The following is a 22398-nucleotide window of genomic DNA, read 5'->3' as shown; positions in this document are numbered from 1 at the left end:
GATCCGCTCAGCGGATCATGTAGACCTTCTTGATGGTCTCATGGACGGTGCAGACGCCCTTCCAGTCCTGTGGGAAGAAAGCCGCCGTGTCCGGCTCGATTTCGATCACCTCGCCCGATTCGTGCACATAGGTGCAGCGGCCTTCGAGGAAATGGCAGAACTCGTCGCGGGTGACGTGGCAGTGCCATTTGCCCGGCGTGCAGACCCACAACCCGCATTCGGAGCGGCCTTCCGGCCCCTTGTGGAGCAGCTTGCCCGAGGTGTGGGACTGGCCCTCGATCATTGTCGGGATGATGCCCCAGTCGACGAGGTCGGTGACGGCGAGCGGCGATTGCATGATGGGCGTGGTCATATGGATTTCCTTGAAATGATGCTCACCGGCACATGAAGGCCTTGGTCAGCGTTTGCGTGACGATGGAAATGCCGGTCCAGCCGGCCGGAAAGAACACCAGTGTGCCGGCCTCGACCGGAATCTGTTCGCCGTGCTCGTGGACATAGCTGCCGTGACCAGACAGGAAGTGGCAGAACTCGTCGGTGGCGAAGGTGACCTTGCGGGTGCCCGGCGTGCACGACCACAGGCCGCATTCGCTCGACCCGTCCGGATTCTGCGACAGGATCTTGCCGGAGGCGCGCGGCGCGCCGGCAAGCGTGTTGCTGCCCGCACCCCAATCCTCCAGTTCCACGCTCGAGGCCTGTGGCCAGTGCGGTGTCGACATGTCTTGCTCCCGGTGTCGCGGCGTCAGGCCAGCATGTAGACGTTGCGCATGGTCTCGTGCACCGTGCATTCGCCCGTCCAGCCGGCGGGGAACATGACCACGGTCCCGGCCGAGACTTCTATCACTTCGCCGACATCCGAGCGGTAGGTCGCACGGCCGACGACGAAATGGCACAATTCATCGCGCGGGATCGAGAGCCGCCAGCGGCCCGGCGTGCAGACCCAGATGCCGGATTCCGGCTGGTTGTTCGGGCCCTTGTGCAGCAGCCTGCCGGTGGAGTGCGACGCGCCGTCCAGTACGTCCGGCTGGGCGCCCCAGTCGACGAGATCGGTGCGGGTGGATGCCTGGTGAAGATGCGGAGCGGAGGAGGTCACAGCAACGCCTCCAGCAAACCGGCAGCCTTCTCAGGCCCGCTCTGCGCGTGCATCTGTGCCGATGTCCTCGCCAGCTCCGCCTTCATCTGGGGATCGGTCAGGCAGGCCTCGATCTTCGCGACCAGATCGGTATCGCTCCAGTCGTAGCGCGGCATGCCGAAGCCATGGCCGGTTTCCTCGACGCGGGTGGCGTTGTCGTGACCATCCCAGACATAGGGCATGATGATCGCCGGCTTGCCGAAATAGAGGCACTCGGTGAACGAGTTGTTGCCGCCATGGTGGATGACGGCATCGACCTGCGGGATCACCGAAGGCTGCGGGAACCAGCTCTCGACGATGACGTTGCCGGGCACGTCCGTATACTGATCCTTGTAGCCGCCGACATTGACCAGCGCGCGGTAGCGGGTCTTGCCCAGCGTGGCGATGATGCGCTTCAAGAGCTCGACATCGCCGGCGCCGAGGCTGCCGAAGGAGACATAGAGCAGCGGCCCGTCATTGTTCTTCGCGAAGGTGGGCACCGCATAGGGCTTCTCCTGCCGCACGCAGCCTTCGAGATACTGGAATTTCACCGGGTCGAGCGGATGGCGGCGCTTGAACTTCGCCGCTTCGGGATAGAGCAGCAAATTGAGATAGGGCGAGGCCTCGAAGAACTGGCCGATCGGGTAAGGCGCCTCGTTGTTGGCCTTCAGGAAGGCATTGAAGTCGTCATGGATCGGCTTGATCACCGCGTTGAAGTGGTCGCGGTAGCGCTGGTGGCCGGCATGGTCATTCTCGCCGCAGCCCGACAGATGCGGCGGGATGTCCTCGTCCTCGATCTCGTTTTCCGAGCAGGAGATGACGCGCACCCATGGCTTGCCGAACTGTTTTATGGCTGGGAACAGGATGACATTGTCGACGCAGATGACATCGGGCTTAATGGCGGCCAGCACGCCCGGCAGATCCTTCTGCGCCCATTTGGCGCTGTCGACGATCGCCGTCCAGCAATCCTTGACGTAATTGTCGACCTGGTCGTAGGGCGATTTGCGGAAATTCGGGATGTGGCCGTTGATGAAGTCCTCCCAGAATTTCGCCATCTGCTCGGGCGGCATCGGCTCGGACAGGTTCACCGGATGCGCCTCGAAGCCGTAGCCCCGATAGACCTCGACGAAGCCGGGATCGGACAGGAACACCGCCTTGTGGCCGCGCGCCTCGACGGCCTGGGCGATGCCGACGGAATTGAGCGCCGGGCCGTAGGCGGCTTCCGGGAAAAAGGCGATCGTCTTCTGCGCCATCAAGCTTCTCCTATTCTGCGAAAATTCTGACATCGGCGGCATCCCAGCCGAGTTCGACCTGGTCGCCCGACGACACCGGCCGGCGGGCGGCTGCGTCCGCGGTGACGCGCACCAGGAACGGCTTTGGCGACAGCGGTGTGCGGATATGCAGCTGCAGATCGAGGCCGTGATAGGCCAGCGCCTCGACCGTGCCGATGGTGCGGTTGGCGGTCTCGATCGATGGGAATAGCCGGATGCGTTCCGGCCGCACCGAAGCTACGGCCGAAGCACCGGGCGTGAGCGTTGCGGGAACCTTACCGGCAATGCGCGCGCCATTCACGGCCACCACACCATCGGCTGACGCCTTGCCCGGGATGAAATTCATCACGCCGATGAAGTCGGCGACGAAACGGTCGGCCGGATGCTCGTAGACCGTGTGCGGGGTGTCGCATTGCAACAGTTTGCCATCCTTGAGCACCGCCATGCGATCGGCCATGACGAGCGATTCTTCCTGGTCGTGGGTGACGATGACGAAGGTGATGCCGACCTCGTGCTGCAGGCGTTTCAATTCCAGTTGCATGGCGCCGCGCAGTTTCTTGTCGAGCGCGCCGAGCGGCTCGTCGAGCAGCAGCAGCCTTGGCCGCTTGACCAGGGCGCGGGCCAGCGCGACGCGCTGCTTCTGGCCGCCCGACAATTGCTCCGGCCTGCGGTCGGCGAAGGGGACGAGCTCGGTGGTCCCCAGGATGGCGTCGACGCGGGAACGGATTTCGTTAGCCGGCAAGCGCTCCATCTCCAGCCCATAGGAGACATTGGCGCGCACGCTCATATGCGGGAACAGCGCGTAGGACTGGAACATCAGGTTGACCGGCCGCTTGTTGGGCGGGGTCCTGGCGATGTCCTTGCCGTCGAGCAGGATGCGCCCGTCGCTCGGGGTCTCGAAACCGGCCAGCATGCGCAAGAGCGTGGTCTTGCCGCAGCCGGAGGGCCCAAGCAGCGCGAAGAACTCGTTCTCCCGGATATCGAGCGAGATGCCGTCAACGGCGGTGACCCGGCCGAAATTCTTCGACACATGATCGATGGCCAACAGCGTGCGCGGTTCGCTCATTGGCCGATCATTCCCCTGTTAAGCCGCTGCGACAGGGTCAGCGCGGTGATGCTTACGGCCATGACGATGGTCGCCAGCGCGTTGATCTCAGGTGTGATGCCGAAGCGGATCATGGCGTAGATCTGCATCGGCAGCGTGGTCGAGGCACGGCCGGCGCCAGCGGTGAAGAAGGCGATGATGAACTCGTCGACCGACAGCGTGAAGGCGAGCAGCGCGCCGGCGATCACGGCAGGCGCGATGACCGGCAAGGTCACGCGCCGAAAGGTGGTGAGCGCGGAGGCGCCGAGATCGGCGGAGGCCTCGACGATCGACCAGTCGAAGCTCTTCAGCCTTGCGCGCACCACCGAGCAGACGAAGGCGAGGTTGAAGACGACATGGGCGAGGATGATTGTGTGCAGGCCCATGGTCAAATTGAGCATGGAGAAGAACGACAGCAGCGCGATCGCCAGCACGATGTCGGGAATGATCATCGGCGCGAAGATCAGGGCTTCCAGCCCCTTGCCATACTGCCGGCGCATCTCGACGCCGATCGCCAGCAGCGTGCCGAGCAAGGTGGCGATGGCGGTGGAGACCAGCGCCACGATCAGCGTGTTGAGGCCGGCCGACAGGATCGCGGAATTGTTGGCCAGCGAGGCGTACCATTTCAGCGAGAAGCCGGACCAGGCCGTCGGCAGCCCGCCTTCGTTGAAGGAGAGTGCCACCAGCACGGCGATGGGGATGTAGAGGAAGGCGAAGACTAGGCTCAGCACGAGCCATAGCGTGCGCCGCGTCGCAGGGGGGCGCTCAGCCATCCGCGCCTCCCCCGGCCTGCATTGCCCGCCCCGAGGCGCGGTCGGCGGCGAGCGCCTGCGCCATCAGGACCAGAAGCATGATGGCGATCAGCGCCATCGCCAAGGCGGCACCGAAGGGCCAGTCATTGGCGGTGAGGAACTGGTCGTAGACAAGATTGCCGATCATCTGGAAACGACCGCCGCCAAGCAGCGCCGGGGTGACGAAATTGCCGATCGACAACACGAAGACGAAGACCGCGCCGGCGGCGATGCCGGGCACGGTCAGCGGCAGGATGACACGGCGGAATGTGGTGGCGGCCGAGGCGCCGAGATCGCGCGAGGCTTCGGCGAGTTCGGGGTTGAGCCGCGACAGCGGCGCGTAGCAGGCGAGGATGACGAAGGGCAGATAGTTGTAGACGAGGCCGGCGATGACCGCGCCTTCGGTATAGAGCATTGACGGCGGTTCGCCGGTATAGCCGAGCCAGCGCAGGAGCTGCGTGATCAGGCCTTCGCGGTTGAGCAGCACGATCCAGGCATAGGTGCGGATCAAATAGTTCGACCAGAACGGTAGCACGGCAAAGAACAGGAACACAGGCTGCCAGCGGCGCTGGGCAGCGGAGATGGCGTAGGCGGCGGCATAGCCGATCACCACCGCGATCAGGGTGGCGGTGCCGGCGATGCGCGCCGACTTCAGGAAAATGCCGGCATAGAGCGGGTCGAAGACCAGCCCGAAATTCTCCAGCGTGAAGGTGTAGTCGATGCCGCCATAAATGCCGCGGCGGAAGAAGGCGAGCGCCAGCACCAGCGCGCACGGCACCACCATCAGCGCCGTCAACCAGACCAGAGCCGGGGCCATCAGCAGGGAGGAGCGAGAGGGGACGGAACGCAAGCTTGCTTCCAAGACGCTGCTGGAATGCCGCCTACTGCGCGGCCTTGATCTCGCTGACGATCTTGGAATAGTCGCGCTGGGCTTCGCCCACGTCACGCAGCTGCTCGAACTTGACGAGATCGGCCACCGGCATCGCCATGTTGGGGAATTTGGCCAGGAAATCGGCCGGCAGGCTTTCCATCGCCGGCTTGTTCGGCACCTTGTAGTCGATGTTCTGCGCCGCCCAGGCGTGGTTCTTGGCGTCGAGCATGAAGTTGATGAACTTGAAGGCGTCGTCCTTGTGCTCGGAAGCCTTCATCACCACCATCGTGTCGACCCAGAGGTCCGAACCTTCCTTCGGAATGACGTATTTGATCTCCGGCTTCTCGGCGATGCCGTAATTGCACCAGCCGTCCCAGGCCTGCACCATCAGCGCCTCGCCCGAAACCAGTTTGGAATAGAAGGTGGTGTCGTCATAGGCGAGCAAGGTCTTCTTTGCCGAGATCAAGAGGTCCTTGACCTCGGCCATCTTGGTCGGATCGGTCTCGTTGACTGAAAAGCCCTTGTCGAGCTGGCCGGCCGCCAGCAGCCAGCGATCGGTCGCTAGCATGGTGGTCTTGCCCTTCAGCGCGTCTGAAGGCGCGAGCAGATCGCTCCAGCTCGTCGGCGCCGTCTTGACCAGGTCCGAGCGGTAGCAGAGGCCGGTCGTGCCCCAGGTGTAGGGCACGGAGAAGGAGTTGCCGACATCGTGCGGCAGCTTGGTCGCTTCCGGGTAGAGGTTGGCGAGATTGGGGATCTTGGCGTGGTCCATCGGCTCGATCAGGCCGAGCTTGTTCAGCACCTCGGCAAAGGGCGAGGAGACGAAGACCACGTCATAGCCCTTGCCGCTGGCGGCGATCAGCTTGCCCATGATCTCTTCATTGGTGGCGTGCACCACCACTTCGCCGGAGACGCCGGTGGCGGTCTTGAAGGCGGCCATGGCATCGGGCGCCATGTAGCCGTCCCAGTTGGAGATGACGAGGTCGGCGGCGATTGCCGGCGCCGACAGCGCCATGGCAAGGCCGAGAGCGATTGAAGAGACCTTGAGCGCATGGCGTCGTGGGCTGGTAGCGGTCATGGCAGACTCCCATTCCGGTTGATCGTCGAATTCTGTGCTGGACCGGGCGCGACCCATGCCGCTGCTTTCGATCCTGTTCCCTCGGTCTTTTTATCGCCGATTATCCTGACAGTACTATTGCAGAAAAAAGTACGTCAATCCATAATTTGCCAAGCGACCGAGGAATCTGGCCGATTGCGCTGTGCCGGCGATCAGCCAAACCAATGCGGTCATATCCATCCGCCGAGACAAGTCATGCAAGCCGCAGCCCGACGACCTCGCACCAACCATCTCGACCTGGCGCAGCGCATCCTGGATGTGGCGCGCCAGCGCGGCTTCGAGCCTGGCGCGCGCCTGCCCGAACAGCAGATCGCCTCGCTGTGCAATGTCTCGCGTACGCCGGTGCGGGCGGCACTCAGCCTGCTCGCGGAACGGGGCGTCGTGCGCTGGGAGGCCGATACCGGCTATCATCTGGCGGTCGACCTCGCGGCGCAGCCGGCCATCGCCGCCGAGCTTCCGAGCGCGGAGGAGGATGATCTGGCCGAGGCGATCCTGCGCGACCGGTCGGCGCGGCGGCTGGACCAGACAGTGACCGCCGCGGCGCTGATGCGACGCTACAGTGCTGATCGCAAGACGGTACTAAAAGCGCTTAATAAACTGACAGAGGAGAATCTGCTGGACCGCGCGCCCGGCCAATCCTGGCTTTTCCGGCGCACGCCCGACGATCCCGAGGCGCAAGGCGAAAGCTATGAGTTCCGCTTGCTGCTCGAGCCGGCGGCGATCCTGACGCCGGGATTCCGGCTGGACGGCGCGCGGGCGGCGGCGTTGCGCCAGGGCATGGACGCTCTGTCGGCGTTGCCGGATGCCGCCTTCGACACGCGTGAGTTCCAGCGGCTGGACATGGATTTCCACGGCATGATCGCCGAGGGCTGTGCCAACCGGTTCATCGCCGACGCGCTGGCCGATCATCTGCGCCTGCGCCGGCTGCCGGGCATCTATGCCGGGGTCAACGTCTTCCGGCTGCGGCAGTCCTTGCTGGAACACCTGAACATACTCGACCATCTCGAAAGCCGGCAGTATGAGGTGGCTGCCGATCTGCTTCGCATCCACCTGCGGCTCTCCCGCAACCAGCGACCGCAAGCGGCCAGCCGCGGGGCGCCCGCCCTGTTCGGCATGATCAGCCGGCCGGAATGAAGAGGATTAATTGACGCGTAGAGCCAGCCCGACCATCGCGCTGTTTCCCGAAGCAAGCTTCGGCGCCGCGTTGAATTGCGTCGGCATCGCGCAGGCCTTGCGGGCGCGGGGCGCCCGGCCCGTCTTCATCTGCCATGCCGGTTTCTCCGGCGTCTTTGCCGACTATGGTTTCCAGGAATACCAGCTGCCGACCGACGAGCCGCTGAGCGACAGCGAGCGCCAGAGCTACTGGCAGGCCTTCGTGCGCCGGCACCTGCCGCATTTTAGGCTCAGTCCGATCGACCAACTCGAAACCTATGTCGCGCCGACCTGGCAAGCGATTGTCGACACGGCGGTCAATGCCGAGGCGCCGCTGCGGCAATTGCTGGCGCGGCTGAAGCCCGACGCGGTGGTGCTCGACAACGTCATCATGTTTCCGGCGATCGCCGCCGCCGGCTGCCCCTGGGTACGCGTCGTCTCCTGCGCCGAGACCGAGCTGCCGGACGCCGAAGTACCGCCCTACCTTTCCGGCATGGCTGCCGATGACCCGCAACGCGCGGCGTTCGAGGCGCGCTATCTCTCGGCCTCGGCGCCGGCGCATGACCGCTTCAACCGCTTTCGCGTGGATGCCGGCCTGGCGCCATTGCCCAAGGGTCTGTTCCTGGAGGCTTCGCCCGACCTCAACCTGCTGCTGACGCCGTCGATCGTGCGGCGCGAGCGGGCCAAACCGCTCGATCCCGCCCGATTCGTCTATCTCGAAGGCTGCGTGCGCTCGGAAGGGCCGTTCGAGGTGCCGGTGTTTCCGCGCAATGGCGGGCCGCTGGTCTATGTCAGCTTCGGCAGTTTAGGGGCCATGGATGTCGGGCTGATCGAACGCATGCTTGCCGTGTTCGACAGGCTGCCGGCGCGCTTCATCGTCAATGTCGGCGGCCTGCGCGACGCCTATCGCGCGGTGCCGGACAATGTCTATCTCGACGCCTGGTTTCCGCAGCCTTCGGTGGTGGCGAAGTCGGACCTGTTCATCCACCACGGCGGCAACAACAGCTTTTGCGAGGCGCTGCGCTTCGGCGTGCCGTCGCTGATCATGCCCTATTGCTGGGACGGACATGACAATGCGCGCCGCGCCGGCGAGACCGGCACCGGCGATCATATCGGCCGGGATGCCTGGACTGAAGGAGTATTGGAGAGAGCCATTCTCGGCCTGCTGGCCGACGACGCCATGCGCGCCCGCCTGAGGGACAACGCAGCCCAAATGGCGCTGCAACCCGGAACGGAGGTGGCCGCGCAAGCCATACTCTCTCTGATACGGACTTGAACGACATGCTTGATAAGAACACGAACACCGCGACCAACGATCCCAGGGCCTGGCTGGCACAGCACGGCATCAACGAGGTCGAATGCCTGGTGCCGGACATGAACGGCGTGCTGCGCGGCAAGGCGCTGCCGACGGTCAAATTCCTCAAGGCGCTGGAAGACCGTGCGCTGTATCTGCCGAGCAGCGCTTTTCTCGTCAGCATCGACGGCCGCTATTCCGGCTCGATCGACGAGGGCTTTGCCTATTCGGATCCGGACATGCGCATGGTGCCTGACGTCTCGACGTTGTGCCTGGCGCCGGGCGCCGGGGCAGGGAAGGCCTATGTCTTCGCCGACGCCTTCCACATGGATGGCCAGCCATGGATGGCCTCGCCGCGGCATGTGTTGCGCGCCGTGCTCGATCTCTACCACCAGCGCGGCTGGCGCGCGGTGGTGGCGCCGGAGGTCGAATTCTATCTGACCGCGCCCAACCCGGATCCGGACAGGCCGCTGATCGCGCCGGTCGGGGCGAATGGCCGTGCCGAGGGCGTGCAGCATCCCTATGACATGGCGGCGCTGGAAGAATTCGAGCCGGTGATCCGGCGCGTCTACGACTATGCCGCGGCGGCCGGCCTGCCGCTCGATACGCTGATCCATGAATCGGGCACGGCGCAGTTGGAGATCAACCTCCTGCATGGCGACGCGCTGCCATTGGCCGACCAGGTGCTTTTGTTCAAGCGGCTGACGCGCCAGGCCGCGCAGCAATGCGGCATGCATGCCACCTTCATGGCCAAGCCGATCGCGGCCCAGGCGGGCAGCTCGATGCATCTGCACATGTCGGTTGCCGATGAGGCGGGCAATGCGCTGTTTGCCGGCGACGATGATGCCGACACCGAGATGTTCGGCCATTTCATCGGCGGCCTGCAGACATATGTGCCGGAAATCATGCCGCTGTTCGCGCCCAATGTGAATTCGTTCCGCCGCATAAGGCCGAACCACAGCGCGCCGGCCAACATCGAATGGTCGCATGACAACCGCTCTTGCGGCCTGCGCGTGCCGGCCGGTGGCCGTTCGGCGCGGCGCGTGGAGAACCGTTTGCCGGGCGCCGATTCCAATCCCTATCTGGCGATCGCCGGTTCGCTGCTCGCCGGTTATCTCGGCGTCGAGCAGAAACTCGCGCGCTCGGCCGAGGCTTCGGGCAATGCCTACAAGATCAAGAGCACGCTGCCCAAGACCATGGAGGAGGCGCTCGACCGCTTCACCGCCTGTGAGCCGGTGCGCAAACTGCTCGGCGAGGATTTCTTCCAGACCTATCTGCGCGTCAAGAGCGTCGAGCTCGACCTGTTCCAGAGCGTGGTGACGAGCTGGGAACGCGATCACCTGCTGCTGAAGGTGTGATCATGGCATCTTCAACAGGTTTCAATTCCGGTCTCGATATCGGCAAATCCTACTATGTCGCCACCGCCAATCCGGCGCCGGACCATCCGGCGCTTGCCGGCGATGTCGAAGCCGATCTGGTTGTCGTCGGCGGCGGCTGCACCGGCCTGTCGGCTGCCCTTCACGCCGCCGAGCGCGGCCTGAAGGTGGTGCTGCTCGAAGGCGGCAGGATCGGCTGGGGCGCATCGGGGCGCAATGGCGGCCAGATGATCCCCGGCCTGCGCAAGGGCGCCAAAGGCCTGGTCAAGCTTTTCGGGCCGGAGCGGGCGAAGGTGCTGTTCGACCTTGCCTTCGAGGCACGCGGCCTGGTGATGGATATCATCGAGCGCCACGCCATCGACTGCGATCTCAGGCTCACCGGCCATCTGGTCGGCGCCGTCAACGGCTCAGATCTCAAGGATTTGGAGGAAGAGGCCAAGTGCCTCGACAGCGTGATGAAGTTCCGCGATGTCGAGATCCTGTCGGCGGCGGAAGCCCGCGCCAAGGTCGACACCGCATATCATGGCGCGATGTACGAGCCGCTTGGCGGCCACATGCATCCGCTGAACTACACGCTCGGTCTTGCCGGGGCGGCGGTGGCCGCCGGCGTCACCATTCATGAGAATTCGGTGGCGGTGAAGCTGGAGCGCGAGCCTTCGATCCGGGTCTCGACATCGAAGGGCTCGGTGCGCGCAAAACATGTCGTGCTGGCCGGCGACGCGCTGCTCAATGGGCTGGAGCCGCGCGTCAACAGCCGCATCATGCCGGTCGGCAATTACATCGTCGCCACCGAGCCGCTGGAGGGCAAGCGCAACGTCATCCCGGCCAATGTCGCGGTGTCCGACACGCGCTTCGTCGTCAATTACTATCGCATGTCGGCGGATGGACGGCTGCTGTTCGGCGGCGGCGAGCGCTACACGCCGTCGCCGCCGGCCGACATTGCCGGCTTCGTGCGGCCGCATATGGAAGCCACCTTCCCGCAGCTCAGGGGCTGCCGCATCGATCATGCCTGGGGCGGGCTGGTGTCGGTGACGACATCGCGGCTGCCGCATGTCGGGCACTATGGCGAGGTCTATTTCGCGCATGGCTATTCCGGCAAGGGCGTCATCCTGTCGACGCTGTCGGGCAAGCTTTTGGCCGAAGCCATCACCGGCGACGCCTCGCGGCTCGACCTGTTCTCGACGCTGACGCCGCTGCCGTTCCCCGGCGGCACGGCGCTGCGCGGGCCGCTCTATGTGCTGGGCATGCTTTGGTACGCGATGCGAGACAGGATCAAGCACTGAGGGTGCAACTATCGGAGGCTGGCCCGCCGGCGTTCGACCTCTTAGACCACAAAAAAATCCTCGATGCGCTGTCTGGCTCCAAGCAGCGCCGGCAGGATTTCCCGCTCCATCTCGGCGACGGTGAACCGCGCCGACTGGGTCGAGACGTTGATGGCCGCGACCGTGTTGCCAGCGCGGTCGCGGATCGGCACGGCGATGGAGCGCAGGCCGAGTTCCAGCTCCTCGTCGACGATGGCAAAGCCGTTCGCCTTCGCCTTGCCGATGGCCCCGGCCAGCAGCCCGATGTCGGTGATCGTCTTCGGCGTCCGTCTCTCGATGGTCGCCTGGTGCAGAAATTCGTCGAGTTCCTGCGGCGCCAGGCCGGCGAGCAGCATGCGCCCCATCGAGGTGCAATAGGCGGGCAGCCTGGTGCCGACATCGAGCGAGACGCTGAGGATGCGGCGACCAGGAATGCGGGCGACATAGACGACATCCTGGCCCGACAGGATCGCCGCAGAGCAGGCCTCGTTCAGCTGCGCGGCGACCGCGCGCATGATCGGCGCGGCGAAGCTCCACAGCGAGCCGCCACCGAGCCATGTGCGGGCAACGGCCAGCAGGCGCGGCGACAGCGAGAACACACGGCCGTCCTGGGTGGCATAGCCTGATGCGACAAGCGTCAGCAGGAAACGGCGGGCGCCGGCCCGGGTCAGGCCGGCTTGCTGGGCCATTTCCGTTAGCGTCATGCCGGAGGGGTGGCGGGCGAGGATCTCCATGACCGCAAGGCCGCGCTCGAGCGAGCCGACATGATCACGGGAAGCGGCTTCTTCGCCCATCTCACCTCCGCCAAAGGGTATCGACGCCCGGATTGACTCCATGACCTTACCCGGCGTAGAAAGTTTCGCATACAAAACATAAGTTCGCAATACGAACTTTTGGACCGGGAGTCGACGATGGTCAAGTTCCTGCCGCTCAAACAGGCCGTGGCCGAGAATTTGAACGATGGCGACTCCGTCGCCTTCGAGGGCTTCACCCACCTGATCCCGACAGCCGCCGCGCATGAGGCGATTCGCCAGGGGTTTCGCGACCTGACCCTGATCCGCATGACGCCGGACCTGATCTACGACCAGATGATCGGCATGGGCATGGCGAAGAAGATCGTCTTCTCCTATGTCGGCAATCCCGGTGTCGGCCTGCTGCGGCGCGCCCGCGATTCCATCGAGAACGGTTTTCCCCGGACGATCGAGGTCGAGGAGCACAGCCATGCCGGCATGGCCAACGCCTATGAGGCGGGCGCGGCCGGCCTGCCCTGCGCGGTGTTCCGCGGCTATCGCGGCGCAGGCCTTGCCGCGGTCAACCCGAACATCAAGTCGGTCACCTGTCCGTTCACCGGCGAGGTGCTGGCGGCCGTTCCCTCAATTCGGCCTGACGTCACCTTCATCCATGCGCAGAAGGCCGACAGGAAAGGCAATGTGCTGGTCGAGGGCATCATCGGCATCCAGAAGGAGGCCGTGCTGGCGGCCAGGCGCGCCGTGGTGACGGTGGAGGAGGTGGTCGACAATTTCGACGATCTGCACCCCAATCTGACCGTGCTGCCGCGCTGGACGATCGCGGCGATCTCGGTGGTGCCCGGCGGCTCGCATCCGTCCTATGCCCATGGCTATTACGCGCGCGACAACGCCGCCTATCTCGAATGGGACGCGATCGCCGCCGACCGCGAGAAGTTCCATGCCTGGATGCAGGCGAATGTCATCGAAAAGAGCGCCGACGATTTCGCTGGCCGCGTCGAGCATCTGAGGAAAGCTGCATGAGCGACAATCCGGGCTTCACCCCCAACGAGATGATGACGATCGCCGCCAGCCGCGCGCTGCGCAATGACGATGTCTGCTTCGTCGGCATCGGCGCGCCGTCCGCCGCCTGCAACGTGGCGCGGCTGACGCATGCGCCTGACATCACGCTGATCTACGAGAGCGGCACGATCGGCACCGCGCCTGACGTGCTGCCGCTGTCGATCGGCGATGGCGAATTGTGCGAGACCGCCGTCACCACCGTCGCGGTGCCGGAAATGTTCCGCTACTGGCTGCAAGGCGGCCGCATCTCGATCGGTTTCCTCGGTGCCGCGCAGCTCGACAAGTTCGGCAACATCAACACCACGGTCATCGGCGACTATGTCCATCCCAAGACAAGGCTCCCCGGCGGCGGCGGCGCGCCGGAGATCGCGACCTCGTCGAAGGAGATCTACATCACCATGGCGCAAACCAGGCGCGGCATGGTCGAGAAGATCGACTTCTTCACCTCCTTCGGCCATGGCGAGGGCGGCGATCACCGCAAGCGGCTGGGCATCGACACCGCCGGGCCGACACTGCTGATCACCGATCTCGCCATCTGGAAGCCGGACCCGGTGACCAAGGAATTCACGGTCGTGTCGCTGCATCCCGGCGTCACCCGCCAGCAGGTGCAGGACAGCTGTGGCTGGGTGGTTAAGTTCGCCGAGGCGCTTGACGAAACACCGGCGCCAAGCGAACTCGAACTCAATACATTGCGCGACCTGCAGGCCCGCACCAAGGCGGCGCATGAGGGAACCGGAAAAGCAAAGGCTGCATGACATGGCCGAGGCCTATATCTGCGACTACATCCGCACGCCGATCGGCCGCTTCGGCGGTTCGCTGTCCTCGGTGCGATCAGACGATCTCGGCGCCATACCGCTGAAGGCGCTGGTCGAGCGCAATGCCGGCATCGACTGGCAGGCGGTGGACGACGTCGTCTATGGCTGCGCCAACCAGGCCGGCGAGGACAACCGCAACGTCGCACGCATGGCGCTGCTCTTGGCCGGCCTGCCGAAGGAAATCCCGGGTTCGACCGTCAATCGCCTGTGTGGTTCGGGCATGGATGCGCTGACCATTGCCGCGCGGGCCATCAAGGCCGGCGAGGCGGAGTTGATGATCGCCGGCGGCGTCGAATCGATGAGCCGGGCGCCCTTCGTCATGCCCAAGGCCGACACCGCGTTCTCGCGCAATGCCGAGATACACGACACCACCATCGGCTGGCGTTTCGTCAACCCGCTGATGAAGAAGCAGTATGGCGTCGATTCGATGCCGGAAACCGGCGAGAACGTGGCAGAAGAATTCGCCGTTACCCGCGCGGCCCAGGACGCCTTTGCCGTGCGCAGCCAGGACAAGGCTGTCGCGGCACAGACCAATGGCCGCCTGGCCAAGGAAATCACTCCGGTGACCATCCCGCAGCGCAAGGGCGATGCGGTGATGGTCTCGAAAGACGAACATCCACGCGCCGGCACGACGGTCGAGGCACTGGCCAAGCTGCCGACCCCGTTCCGGCAGGACGGCACGGTGACCGCCGGCAATGCCTCCGGCGTCAATGACGGCGCGGCGGCGCTGATCGTTGCTTCCGAGGCCGCGATAAAGAAATACGGCCTGGCGCCGATCGCCCGCATTCTCGGGGGCGCCGCCGCCGGCGTTGCGCCGCGCATCATGGGCATCGGCCCGGCGCCGGCGACGCAGAAACTTTGCGCGCGGCTTGGCCTGACGCCGCGACAGTTCGATGTCATCGAGCTCAACGAAGCCTTTGCCTCGCAAGGCATCGCCGTGCTGCGCCAGCTCGGCATTGCCGAGGATGCCGAACACGTCAACCCGAATGGCGGCGCCATCGCGCTCGGCCATCCGCTGGGCATGTCGGGCGCGCGCATCTCGGGCACGGCGGCGCTGGAGCTGCGTGAGCGCGGCGGCCGCTACGGCCTGGCGACGATGTGCATCGGCGTCGGCCAGGGCATCGCCATCGCGCTCGAACGGGCTTGACCGCCGCCTGCCGTTTGGCCAGCGAGAATCAGGGCTGGATTCGGCGTGTCGCCAAATTTGACCATGTGGACAAAAGTCCGGACCCGTTCCATAGTTCCCCGTCTGATTTTTAGAACGGCCGGCTCGACACGGCTGTCAAACAGAGGGGCCTGCAATGGAAAACCGGAAGAACAAATCTTCGTCGACACGCGAAGGGATTTCGCGGCGCAATGTGCTGGAGCTCGGCGCGCTTGGCCTGGCAGCGGCCATGCTGCCGGGTGCGGCCTTCGCCAAGGACAAGAAGCTGAAGGTGGCGGCGATCTTCGCCACGCCGATCGAGGAGCCGTGGGACAACCAGATCCATGTCGCCTTGCAGAAGGCGGAGAAGGAACTCGGCATCGAATACAAATGGTCGGAGAAGGTGCAGACCGCCGACTTCAGCCGCGTCATGCGCGAATATGCGCAAGGCGGCTACCAGCTGGTGCTGGGCGACGCCTTCGCCGCCGAACGTGAATCGCGCCGCACCGCAAAACAATTCCCGAAGACCGCCTGGCTGTTCGGTTCGGGCGCCGGTCCGGCCGAACCCAATTTCGGCGTCTTCGACAACTGGATCCATGAGCCCGCCTATCTCTCCGGGATGATCGCCGGCAAGATGTCGAAATCAGGCACGGTCGGCGCCGTCGCGGCGATGGGCATTCCGGAAGTGAACCGGCTGGTCAACGCCTTCTTTGCCGGCGCCAAGGAGGTCAATCCGAACGTCAAGAAGAAGGTCGCCTTCATCGGTTCCTTCTTCGATCCGCCCAAGGCCAAGGAAGCCGCGGTGGCGCAGATCGATGCCGGCGTCGACGTCATCTATGCCGAGCGCTTCGGCGTCATCGAGGCGGCGGTCGAGAAGAAAATCCTCGCCATCTCCAACATGTCGGACCAGTCGAGCCTGGGCCCCGACACGGTCATCACCGGCCCGGTCTGGGACATGTATCCGACGGTCGAACAGGCGATCAAACTGGTCAAGGCCGGCGTCTATACCGCGCAGGACTATGGCGATTTCTCGCGCATGGCCAAGGGCGGTTCGTATCTCGCCCCCTACCACAAGTTCGACAAGACGCTGCCGGCCGAGGTCAAGGATCTGGTCGAGAAGAAGAAGGCCGAGATCCTCGAAGGCAATTTCCGGGTGGATGTCGACGAGAACACGCCGGTTTCGGATTGAGGCTTGCTTTGAGGGGCGGTGCTAAGCGCCCCCCTCTGTCCTGCCGGACATCTCCCCCTCAAGGGGGGAGATTGGCAGCTTCACCCGAGTCACTTTTCTTTCGACCTAGAAAAACTGGCGAAAGCCGAAAGTGACATCCAATCTCCCCCCTTGAGGGGGAGATGGCCGGCAGGCCAGAGAGGGGTGCAGCGCCACCCGATCAGTCAAAGCTGAATCGTAAAGCCAATTCCGATCAGGAGTATCCTTGCCGACGCCCGCCCCACTCATCGAAATGCGCGGCATCACCAAGAGCTTCGGCGCCGTCAAGGCGAACGAGGCTGTCGACCTCAGCGTCGCGCCCGGTGAAATCCTCGGACTGCTGGGCGAGAACGGCGCCGGCAAGACGACGCTGATGAATGTGCTGTTCGGCGCCTACGCGCCGGACGCCGGGGAAATCCTCGTCCAGGGGCAGCCCGTGCGGATCACCAGTTCGGCCGATGCGCTGGCCGCCGGCATCGGCATGGTGCATCAGCATTTTCACCTGGCGCCACGGCTGACGGTACTGGAGAACCTCTTGATCGGCATTCCCGGAAAATCGGGACGGATCGACCGCGCCGGCGGGCTGGCGCGGCTGGCCGAAATCGGCCGCCAGCATGGACTGACGCTGGATCCCGACCTGCCGGTCTCGACGCTGTCGGTCGGCGAACAGCAGCGGCTCGAGATCGTCAAGGCGCTGTTTCGCGGCGCAAAGCTTTTGATCCTCGACGAGCCGACGGCGGTGCTGGCGCCGAGCGAGGTCGACGGGCTGTTTTCAGCGCTGCGCTCGATGGCGGCGCAAGGTCTCGGCATCATCTTCATCTCGCACAAGCTCAACGAGGTGCGGGCGCTCACCCATCGCTGCACGGTGCTGCGGCATGGCCGTGTCGCCGGCCGCGTCGACGATCCTGCCAACACCACGTCCGCCGCCATGGCGCAGCTGATGTGCGGCCACGAGATCGTGCCGCCGGCCAGGGGGCCTTCGACGCCGGGCGAAGCGGTGCTGACGCTCGACGCCATTTCCACCTCGACGCATTCGGGAACCGCGCTGCGCGATGTTTCGCTTGCCGTCCGCTCCGGCGAGATTCTTGGCATTGCCGGCGTGTCGGGCAATGGCCAGCGGGCGCTCGCCGAAGTGATCTCCGGCGTGCGCGCGCCCGATGCCGGCCGGATGACGATCGCCGGCCAGACGGTTTCACGGTTTTCGCCGCGCGAGGTGCAGGCGCTTGGGCTTGGCCGCATCCCGGAGGACCGCATGACCACGGGTCTGGTCACCAATTTGCCGCTTGCCGATTCGATGGTGCTGCCACGCATCGGTACCGCCGCATTCAGCAGCAAAGGCCTGCTCAAGCCGGACGCGATCCGCACCTTCGCCGAAGAACAGATCAAGGCCTATGACATCAGGTGCCCTGGACCGATGACGCGTGCCGGGGCGCTGTCCGGCGGCAATCTGCAGAAGGCGCTCCTGGCGCGCGAGCTTGCCTTCGACCCGAAGGTTTTGATCGTCTCTCAGCCGACGCGCGGCCTCGACATCGGGGCTGCCCGCTTCATCCACGAGAAGTTCCTCGACATGCGCGCCAAGGGCTGTGGCATCATCGTCATCGGCGAGGATCTCGAAGAGCTGCTGGTGCTCTGCGACCGCATCGCGGTGATGTATGAGGGCCGCATCGCCGGCACGCTCGACAGTGCTGATGCGACGATCGCGCGGCTCGGCCTGCTGATGACCGGGGCGGAGGGCCACGGCTGATGTTTCGCCTCGAAGTCCGCACCTCGACGCCAGCCTGGTTCAATCTTGCGCTTCCGTTGGTGGCCATCGGCGCCACGCTTGTCCTGTGCAGCGGGCTCATCGCGCTGGCTGGCGCTGGCGTGCTCGAATCTTACGGCGTGATGTTCACGGCCTCGCTCGGCGACAGCTACGCCATCACCGAAACGCTGGTGCGCGCCGCACCGATGATCTTCACCGGACTGGCGGTCGCCGTCGCCTTCCGCGCCAAATTCTGGAACATCGGCGCAGAGGGGCAATTGCTGGCCGGTGCCGTCGCCAGCTGCTTTGTCGGCGCCATTCCGATGCCGGGAGCGCTCGCCATGCTGTTGATGGCAATTGTCGGCGCCGCCGCCGGTGCCGCAGTCGCGTTGGTGCCGGCGACGCTGCGGGTCAAATTCAAGGTCGACGATGTCGTCAGCTCGCTGCTGCTCAACTCGGTCATCTACTACGCGCTGATGGCGCTGATCGAAGGGCCGTGGAAGGACAGCTTCAGCGGCTATCCGATCTCGCCGCCAATCGAGGATTCGGCCAATTTCCCGGTGCTGGTCGAAGGCACGCGGCTGCATCTGGGCGTCATCGTGGCGCTGATCGCAGCACCTCTGATCTGGTTCCTCATCGCGCGCACCACGCTTGGTTTCCGCATCAGGGTCACCGGCGAGAACCCGGAAGCCGCCCGCTACGGCGGCATCCCTGTCGAGCGTGTGCTGCTCTCGGCCGCGCTCATGTCCGGCGCGCTGGCGGGGCTCGCCGGCGTCGGCGAAGTCGGCGGCGTGCATTTCCAGGTGATGAGCGACATCTCGCCCGGCTACAGCTATTCCGGCATCGTCGTCGCCATGCTGGCGCGGCTCAATCCGCTGGGCGTGGTGCCGGCGGCGATCTTCCTCGCCGCCGTAATGACCGGCGCCGAGGCGATGTCGCGCGCGACCGGCGTGCCGGCGTTCCTCAGCGACGTCATCCAGGGCACCGCCCTGCTCGCCATGCTGGTGGCCCTGCTGTTTACCGCCTATCGCATTCGCAGTGTGGGGCCCGCCCGATGAGCGCGGTGCTGGAACAGATCTTCCAGGTCGGCTTTTTGGCCGCCATCGTCCGCATCGCCACGCCGCTGGCCTTCGCCACGCTCGGCGAAATGTTCTCCGAGCGCGCCGGCGTGCTCAATCTCGGCATCGAAGGCATCATGCTGCTCTGCGCCATGACTGGCTTCACCGCCACCAGCCTCAGCGGCAGCCTGTGGCTCGGCGTCCTGGTGGCGGTGCTGACCGGGATGCTGATGGGCGCGCTGCATGCGCTGTTCACCGTGGCACTGGGCCTGAGCCAGCATGTCTGCGGCATCGGCGTGACTTTGTTCTCGTCGGGCCTTGCCTATTTCCTCTACCGGCTGATCTTCGGTCAGCAATCGGTGCCGCCTGCCATCAAGGGCTTTCAGACGCTGCCGATCCCGGTTCTATCGGACATTCCGGTGCTCGGGCCGGCGGTGTTCAACCAGTTCGCGCTGGTCTACATGGCGATCATCGCCATACCGCTCGCGGCCTTCGTGCTTTACCGCACGCCCTGGGGCCTGTCGGTGCGCATGGTCGGTGAGAACCCGCGCGCCGCCGATTCGGCCGGCGTCAGCGTCATTGCCACGCGCTTCCAGGCCGTCATCCTCGGCGGCGCCCTGATGGGGCTGGCCGGCGCCTTCCTGTCGATGGCGCAGTTCAACGCCTTCACCTTCGGTGTCGTCTCCGGACGCGGCTGGGTGGCGATCGCGCTGGTGGTGTTCGGCCGCTGGGACCCGTGGCGCTCGGCGGGCGCGGCACTGCTGTTCGCCTTTGTCGATGCTCTGCAACTGCGCATGCAGGCGAGCGGGCTCGGGCACATCCCCTACGAAGCGTTCCTGATGCTGCCGTTCATCTTCACCATCGTCGCCATGGCGGTGATGTCGCGCAACGCGGTGGCGCCGTCGGCGTTGTTGAAGCCGTTTCGCAGGGAAGAGCGGTAGCGAGGCCCTTCTCCTGGAAAGCTCACATCGCCGTAAAACCATTGTCGACGAACAGATGCGCGCCGTTGACGAAGCTCGATTCGTCGCTGGCCAAATACAGCGCGGCCTTGGCCACCTCTTCCGGCTCGCCGATGCGGCCCTGCTGCGCAGCCAGTGCCGCGTCGGAGACGTCGACGCCGAGCTTGCCGAGGTCGGCGACCTCGCGCAGGCCGTGCGGTGTCCTGATAAAGCCGGGGCAGACGGCGTTGCAGCGGATGTTGCGGTCGCGGAACTCGACGGCAATGGCGCGGGCGAACATGTGGCAGGCGCCCTTGGTGGTGTCGTAGAGCACTTCGTTCGGTGTCGCCGCCACCGCCGAGATCGACGAGGTGCAGACGATCGAGCCGCCGCCCGCCGCGATCATGCCGGGCAGCACGGCGCGCGTCATCAGGAACATCGAACGCACATTGACGGCATGCAGCCAGTCCCATTCCTGCACGGTCGTCTCCAGGAACGGCTTTATCACGATGGTGCCGGCGTGATTGAACAGCACCGTGACCGGGCCGAGTTTTTCGGTCGCGCCCTTCACTGCCGCCTGAACCTGCGCCTCGTCGGACACGTCGGCGACAAAATGCTCGGCGACATGGCCGCGTGCACGGATTGCCGTCGCGGTGGCGGCGGCTGCCTCGCCATTGCGGTCGATGATCGCCACCTTGGCGCCTTCAGCCGCGAACAGTTCCGAGGCCGCTCCGCCCATTCCCGTCGCGCCGCCCGAAATGATGGCAACCTTGCCCGCCAGTCTTTCGCCCATTTCTATTCCCCTGTTCGACCCAGTTCGCATTTGCTTGTCGGGGGATGCTACCGCGCCCGCACAAGGCGGCCAATGGACCAATTGGGTGCAGCGGGAACAAGGCCATAGGTCCGTTCGGACGCGCCCGGAGGAAGGCTCATGCCCTGCCGATCAATTGCGCCGGCAAGCGATCCCAGCAATTCATAACCAACTTATCCCCTGGAGGGAGAAAATTATTCTGCCTACAGCGCAAAAATAGCAATCGACAAAGTCTACAAGTTTTATAGATTAACCGGCGAGACGGAGGTCGATATGTCCTATATCCAGAACGCTCAGACTGACAGCAGCGGCCAGAGGCTGGCCAATGCCCAGACCTTTCGCCCGGCCTATGCCGGAGCTTTCGCCTATCTCGTCTTTGCCCTTGCGTTCGTGTTCACCGGGGCCGTCGTTCTGGGCCTTATTCCCTAGGGCACCGGATCGACAGGGGCCGGCCGCCCCGCTGTATCAGGCAATCGGAGTTGAATGAACCGGATCCCGGTGCGTTTGCGCGCGGCCGCGATTCGAATTTCAGCGCATCCATGATTCCAGCGATGGAGGAGATGACAATGCCGATCGAATTCACCCATGTCCCCGGCAAGACCGCCGATGCCGCCATTCCGTTTTTCTATGATTTTGCCGAGACGGCGACCAAGCTAGGACTGATCGAGGATGGCGGGTTTCAGAAGATCGTCGTCGACGATTCGGCCGGGCTGCTGACCAATATGGATCTTGCCGCTCAGGCGCTCGACCGCACCGCCGCGCTCGAGGTCGTGCTGACCCACTGGGCAGGTGTCGTCGAGCCAACCGTGGCGGCCCGTCAGCTGGCATCGATAGATCGAAAAAGCGGCGGCCGGCTGGCGCTCCGGATGATCAGCGAGCCGTTGAACGATGACGATGCCGAGTCACGGCCGGTCGGGCACAGCGTCGTCTGGCAGCGCATCGACGAATATCTCGTGCTTTTGAAGCGGCTGTGGTCGAATGACCGACCCTTCGATCATGAAGGCGCCTTCTACAGTATCAGGGGCGGCTACGTGCCGCGCAAAGGCCCGCACGGCGCCGACCTGACCATCCGCATGGGCGGGCAATCAGGAACGGCGCTGAAAGTGGCCGGCCGGCATGCCGATGTCTTCGAACTGGCGCCGGGCTCGATCGACGATGTCAGGCAGTTGATGGAGCGGGTGCGTGGCGCCGCGGCCGAACATGGCCGGGCCGGCAAACTGCGCTTCGCGCTTCCGGTGCGGATCCACCAGGGCGCTTCCGCCACCGGCCACAAGGCAGTCGACCTGTCCGGGCCGCCCGCCCAGGTCGCGTTGTCGCTGCTTGCCTATGCCGGGCTCGGGATCGATGAGTTCATGATCATCGGCGTCGACACGCCGCGCGAGATCGCGACGGCCGGCCGGGAAACGATCGCGCTGCTGCGCAACTCGCTGGCGCGCCGCGAACATGATGCTTTCCAGCCGGGGGCCTACGCGCCTCGCACGGGGCTGGAGACGCGTGCGGCAGGGTGAAGCCGA

Annotated in this window: 23 protein-coding genes; 13 read left to right on the top strand and 10 right to left on the bottom strand. The window is 64.9% G+C overall.

From position 1 onward, the window contains the following. Positions 1-7 precede the first annotated feature (7 nt). The 8 genes from CK227_RS25420 to CK227_RS25385 all read right to left on the bottom strand — a co-directional run bounded on the left by CK227_RS25420 (position 8) and on the right by CK227_RS25385 (position 6200). Positions 8-352: a cupin domain-containing protein gene (locus CK227_RS25420; protein WP_095774732.1), complete on the bottom strand. Its 345-nt coding sequence runs from the start codon at positions 350-352 to the stop codon at positions 8-10. 22 nt (positions 353-374) lie between these two features. Continuing rightward, positions 375-716: a cupin domain-containing protein gene (locus CK227_RS25415; protein WP_095774731.1), complete on the bottom strand. Its 342-nt coding sequence runs from the start codon at positions 714-716 to the stop codon at positions 375-377. Between the two features lie 23 nt (positions 717-739). Further along, positions 740-1090 (bottom strand): cupin domain-containing protein, encoded by a 351-nt coding sequence (locus tag CK227_RS25410; protein ID WP_095774730.1) that lies wholly within the window; start codon positions 1088-1090, stop codon positions 740-742. Continuing rightward, complete coding sequence (locus CK227_RS25405) at positions 1087-2361, bottom strand: glycosyltransferase (protein ID WP_095774729.1); 1275 nt, start codon at positions 2359-2361, stop codon at positions 1087-1089. Before CK227_RS25405 ends, CK227_RS25410 begins: the two co-directional genes overlap by 4 nt. 10 nt (positions 2362-2371) lie before the next feature. Next, a complete protein-coding gene (locus CK227_RS25400) occupies positions 2372-3445 on the bottom strand; it encodes an ABC transporter ATP-binding protein (protein ID WP_095774728.1) in 1074 nt (357 codons plus the stop codon). After that, positions 3442-4236 (bottom strand): ABC transporter permease, encoded by a 795-nt coding sequence (locus tag CK227_RS25395; protein WP_095774727.1) that lies wholly within the window; start codon positions 4234-4236, stop codon positions 3442-3444. Before CK227_RS25395 ends, CK227_RS25400 begins: the two co-directional genes overlap by 4 nt. After that, positions 4229-5071, bottom strand: a complete 843-nt coding sequence (locus CK227_RS25390; protein WP_095774726.1) for an ABC transporter permease — start codon at positions 5069-5071, stop codon at positions 4229-4231. Before CK227_RS25390 ends, CK227_RS25395 begins: the two co-directional genes overlap by 8 nt. A gap of 64 nt (positions 5072-5135) precedes the next feature. Further along, a complete protein-coding gene (locus CK227_RS25385; protein ID WP_095774725.1) occupies positions 5136-6200 on the bottom strand; it encodes a spermidine/putrescine ABC transporter substrate-binding protein in 1065 nt (354 codons plus the stop codon). Positions 6201-6434: 234 nt separating this feature from the next. Between CK227_RS25385 and CK227_RS25380 the strand changes: the two genes are divergently transcribed. Genes CK227_RS25380 through CK227_RS25365 form a run of 4 tightly spaced genes read left to right on the top strand, consistent with a single transcriptional unit; the run spans position 6435 to position 11344 of the window. Then, positions 6435-7373 carry a GntR family transcriptional regulator gene (locus tag CK227_RS25380; protein ID WP_095774724.1) on the top strand — a complete coding sequence of 313 codons (939 nt, stop codon included), beginning with the start codon at positions 6435-6437 and terminating at the stop codon, positions 7371-7373. 10 nt (positions 7374-7383) lie between these two features. Then, positions 7384-8667, top strand: coding sequence for a glycosyltransferase (locus tag CK227_RS25375; protein ID WP_095774723.1), 1284 nt, complete (start codon positions 7384-7386; stop codon positions 8665-8667). A gap of 5 nt (positions 8668-8672) precedes the next feature. Next, on the top strand, positions 8673-10043 hold the full coding sequence (locus CK227_RS25370) for a glutamine synthetase family protein (RefSeq protein ID WP_095774722.1): 1371 nt from the start codon (positions 8673-8675) through the stop codon (positions 10041-10043). Between the two features lie 2 nt (positions 10044-10045). Next, on the top strand, positions 10046-11344 hold the full coding sequence (locus CK227_RS25365) for an FAD-binding oxidoreductase (RefSeq protein WP_179296516.1): 1299 nt from the start codon (positions 10046-10048) through the stop codon (positions 11342-11344). Positions 11345-11385: 41 nt separating this feature from the next. On the opposite strand, the gene CK227_RS25360 is transcribed toward CK227_RS25365, so the two are convergent. Then, positions 11386-12156 carry an IclR family transcriptional regulator gene (locus CK227_RS25360; RefSeq protein WP_095774721.1) on the bottom strand — a complete coding sequence of 257 codons (771 nt, stop codon included), beginning with the start codon at positions 12154-12156 and terminating at the stop codon, positions 11386-11388. Between the two features lie 117 nt (positions 12157-12273). Here CK227_RS25360 and CK227_RS25355 point away from each other — a divergent pair, with 117 nt between their 5' ends. From CK227_RS25355 to CK227_RS25325, 7 genes are all read left to right on the top strand, one after another. Continuing rightward, complete coding sequence (locus CK227_RS25355; protein WP_095774720.1) at positions 12274-13131, top strand: CoA transferase subunit A; 858 nt, start codon at positions 12274-12276, stop codon at positions 13129-13131. After that, the gene (locus CK227_RS25350; protein ID WP_095774719.1) at positions 13128-13925 is read left to right on the top strand and encodes a CoA-transferase subunit beta; all 798 of its coding nucleotides are present in this window, start codon (positions 13128-13130) and stop codon (positions 13923-13925) included. The genes CK227_RS25355 and CK227_RS25350 overlap by 4 nt, the downstream gene beginning before the upstream one ends. A gap of 1 nt (position 13926) precedes the next feature. Then, positions 13927-15132 (top strand): 3-oxoadipyl-CoA thiolase, encoded by a 1206-nt coding sequence (pcaF, locus tag CK227_RS25345; RefSeq protein WP_095774870.1) that lies wholly within the window; start codon positions 13927-13929, stop codon positions 15130-15132. Between the two features lie 154 nt (positions 15133-15286). Beyond that, entirely contained in the window at positions 15287-16318 is a 1032-nt protein-coding gene (locus CK227_RS25340) for a BMP family protein (RefSeq protein WP_095774718.1), read from the top strand. A gap of 271 nt (positions 16319-16589) precedes the next feature. Next, the gene (locus tag CK227_RS25335; RefSeq protein WP_095774717.1) at positions 16590-18080 is read left to right on the top strand and encodes an ABC transporter ATP-binding protein; all 1491 of its coding nucleotides are present in this window, start codon (positions 16590-16592) and stop codon (positions 18078-18080) included. Then, positions 18080-19135 carry an ABC transporter permease gene (locus tag CK227_RS25330; RefSeq protein ID WP_095774716.1) on the top strand — a complete coding sequence of 352 codons (1056 nt, stop codon included), beginning with the start codon at positions 18080-18082 and terminating at the stop codon, positions 19133-19135. The genes CK227_RS25335 and CK227_RS25330 overlap by 1 nt, the downstream gene beginning before the upstream one ends. Next, positions 19132-20076, top strand: a complete 945-nt coding sequence (locus CK227_RS25325) for an ABC transporter permease (RefSeq protein WP_095774715.1) — start codon at positions 19132-19134, stop codon at positions 20074-20076. The genes CK227_RS25330 and CK227_RS25325 overlap by 4 nt, the downstream gene beginning before the upstream one ends. Positions 20077-20098: 22 nt before the next feature. Here the strand turns inward: CK227_RS25325 and CK227_RS25320 are convergent, their stop codons facing one another. Further along, the gene (locus CK227_RS25320; RefSeq protein WP_095774714.1) at positions 20099-20866 is read right to left on the bottom strand and encodes an SDR family oxidoreductase; all 768 of its coding nucleotides are present in this window, start codon (positions 20864-20866) and stop codon (positions 20099-20101) included. A 291-nt stretch (positions 20867-21157) separates the two neighbouring features. On the opposite strand from CK227_RS25320, the gene CK227_RS25315 reads away from it, so the two are divergent. Further along, a complete protein-coding gene (locus CK227_RS25315; protein ID WP_010912229.1) occupies positions 21158-21313 on the top strand; it encodes a hypothetical protein in 156 nt (51 codons plus the stop codon). A gap of 137 nt (positions 21314-21450) precedes the next feature. Continuing rightward, entirely contained in the window at positions 21451-22392 is a 942-nt protein-coding gene (locus tag CK227_RS25310) for an LLM class flavin-dependent oxidoreductase (RefSeq protein WP_095774869.1), read from the top strand. Positions 22393-22398: the final 6 nt, after the last annotated feature.

Origin of the sequence: Mesorhizobium sp. WSM4308 (assembly GCF_002294905.1) — a bacterium.
GTDB lineage: Bacteria > Pseudomonadota > Alphaproteobacteria > Rhizobiales > Rhizobiaceae > Mesorhizobium.
Note: the sequence above shows the minus strand (reverse complement) of the source record. Positions and strands in the feature narration are given on the sequence as shown.

Bases quoted from the DNA above. Each gene is read 5' to 3' on its own strand.
- CK227_RS25420 (WP_095774732.1), bottom strand. From the start codon at position 352: ATGACCACGCCCATCATGCAATCGCCGCTCGCCGTCACCGACCTCGTC.
- CK227_RS25415 (WP_095774731.1), bottom strand. From the start codon at position 716: ATGTCGACACCGCACTGGCCACAGGCCTCGAGCGTGGAACTGGAGGAT.
- CK227_RS25405 (WP_095774729.1), bottom strand. From the start codon at position 2,361: ATGGCGCAGAAGACGATCGCCTTTTTCCCGGAAGCCGCCTACGGCCCG.
- CK227_RS25400 (WP_095774728.1), bottom strand. From the start codon at position 3,445: ATGAGCGAACCGCGCACGCTGTTGGCCATCGATCATGTGTCGAAGAAT.
- CK227_RS25395 (WP_095774727.1), bottom strand. From the start codon at position 4,236: ATGGCTGAGCGCCCCCCTGCGACGCGGCGCACGCTATGGCTCGTGCTG.
- CK227_RS25390 (WP_095774726.1), bottom strand. From the start codon at position 5,071: ATGGCCCCGGCTCTGGTCTGGTTGACGGCGCTGATGGTGGTGCCGTGC.
- CK227_RS25385 (WP_095774725.1), bottom strand. From the start codon at position 6,200: ATGACCGCTACCAGCCCACGACGCCATGCGCTCAAGGTCTCTTCAATC.
- CK227_RS25380 (WP_095774724.1), top strand. From the start codon at position 6,435: ATGCAAGCCGCAGCCCGACGACCTCGCACCAACCATCTCGACCTGGCG.
- CK227_RS25370 (WP_095774722.1), top strand. From the start codon at position 8,673: ATGCTTGATAAGAACACGAACACCGCGACCAACGATCCCAGGGCCTGG.
- CK227_RS25365 (WP_179296516.1), top strand. From the start codon at position 10,046: ATGGCATCTTCAACAGGTTTCAATTCCGGTCTCGATATCGGCAAATCC.
- CK227_RS25360 (WP_095774721.1), bottom strand. From the start codon at position 12,156: ATGGGCGAAGAAGCCGCTTCCCGTGATCATGTCGGCTCGCTCGAGCGC.
- CK227_RS25355 (WP_095774720.1), top strand. From the start codon at position 12,274: ATGGTCAAGTTCCTGCCGCTCAAACAGGCCGTGGCCGAGAATTTGAAC.
- CK227_RS25350 (WP_095774719.1), top strand. From the start codon at position 13,128: ATGAGCGACAATCCGGGCTTCACCCCCAACGAGATGATGACGATCGCC.
- pcaF (WP_095774870.1), top strand. From the start codon at position 13,927: ATGGCCGAGGCCTATATCTGCGACTACATCCGCACGCCGATCGGCCGC.
- CK227_RS25340 (WP_095774718.1), top strand. From the start codon at position 15,287: ATGGAAAACCGGAAGAACAAATCTTCGTCGACACGCGAAGGGATTTCG.
- CK227_RS25335 (WP_095774717.1), top strand. From the start codon at position 16,590: ATGCGCGGCATCACCAAGAGCTTCGGCGCCGTCAAGGCGAACGAGGCT.
- CK227_RS25330 (WP_095774716.1), top strand. From the start codon at position 18,080: ATGTTTCGCCTCGAAGTCCGCACCTCGACGCCAGCCTGGTTCAATCTT.
- CK227_RS25325 (WP_095774715.1), top strand. From the start codon at position 19,132: ATGAGCGCGGTGCTGGAACAGATCTTCCAGGTCGGCTTTTTGGCCGCC.
- CK227_RS25320 (WP_095774714.1), bottom strand. From the start codon at position 20,866: ATGGGCGAAAGACTGGCGGGCAAGGTTGCCATCATTTCGGGCGGCGCG.
- CK227_RS25315 (WP_010912229.1), top strand. From the start codon at position 21,158: ATGTCCTATATCCAGAACGCTCAGACTGACAGCAGCGGCCAGAGGCTG.
- CK227_RS25310 (WP_095774869.1), top strand. From the start codon at position 21,451: ATGCCGATCGAATTCACCCATGTCCCCGGCAAGACCGCCGATGCCGCC.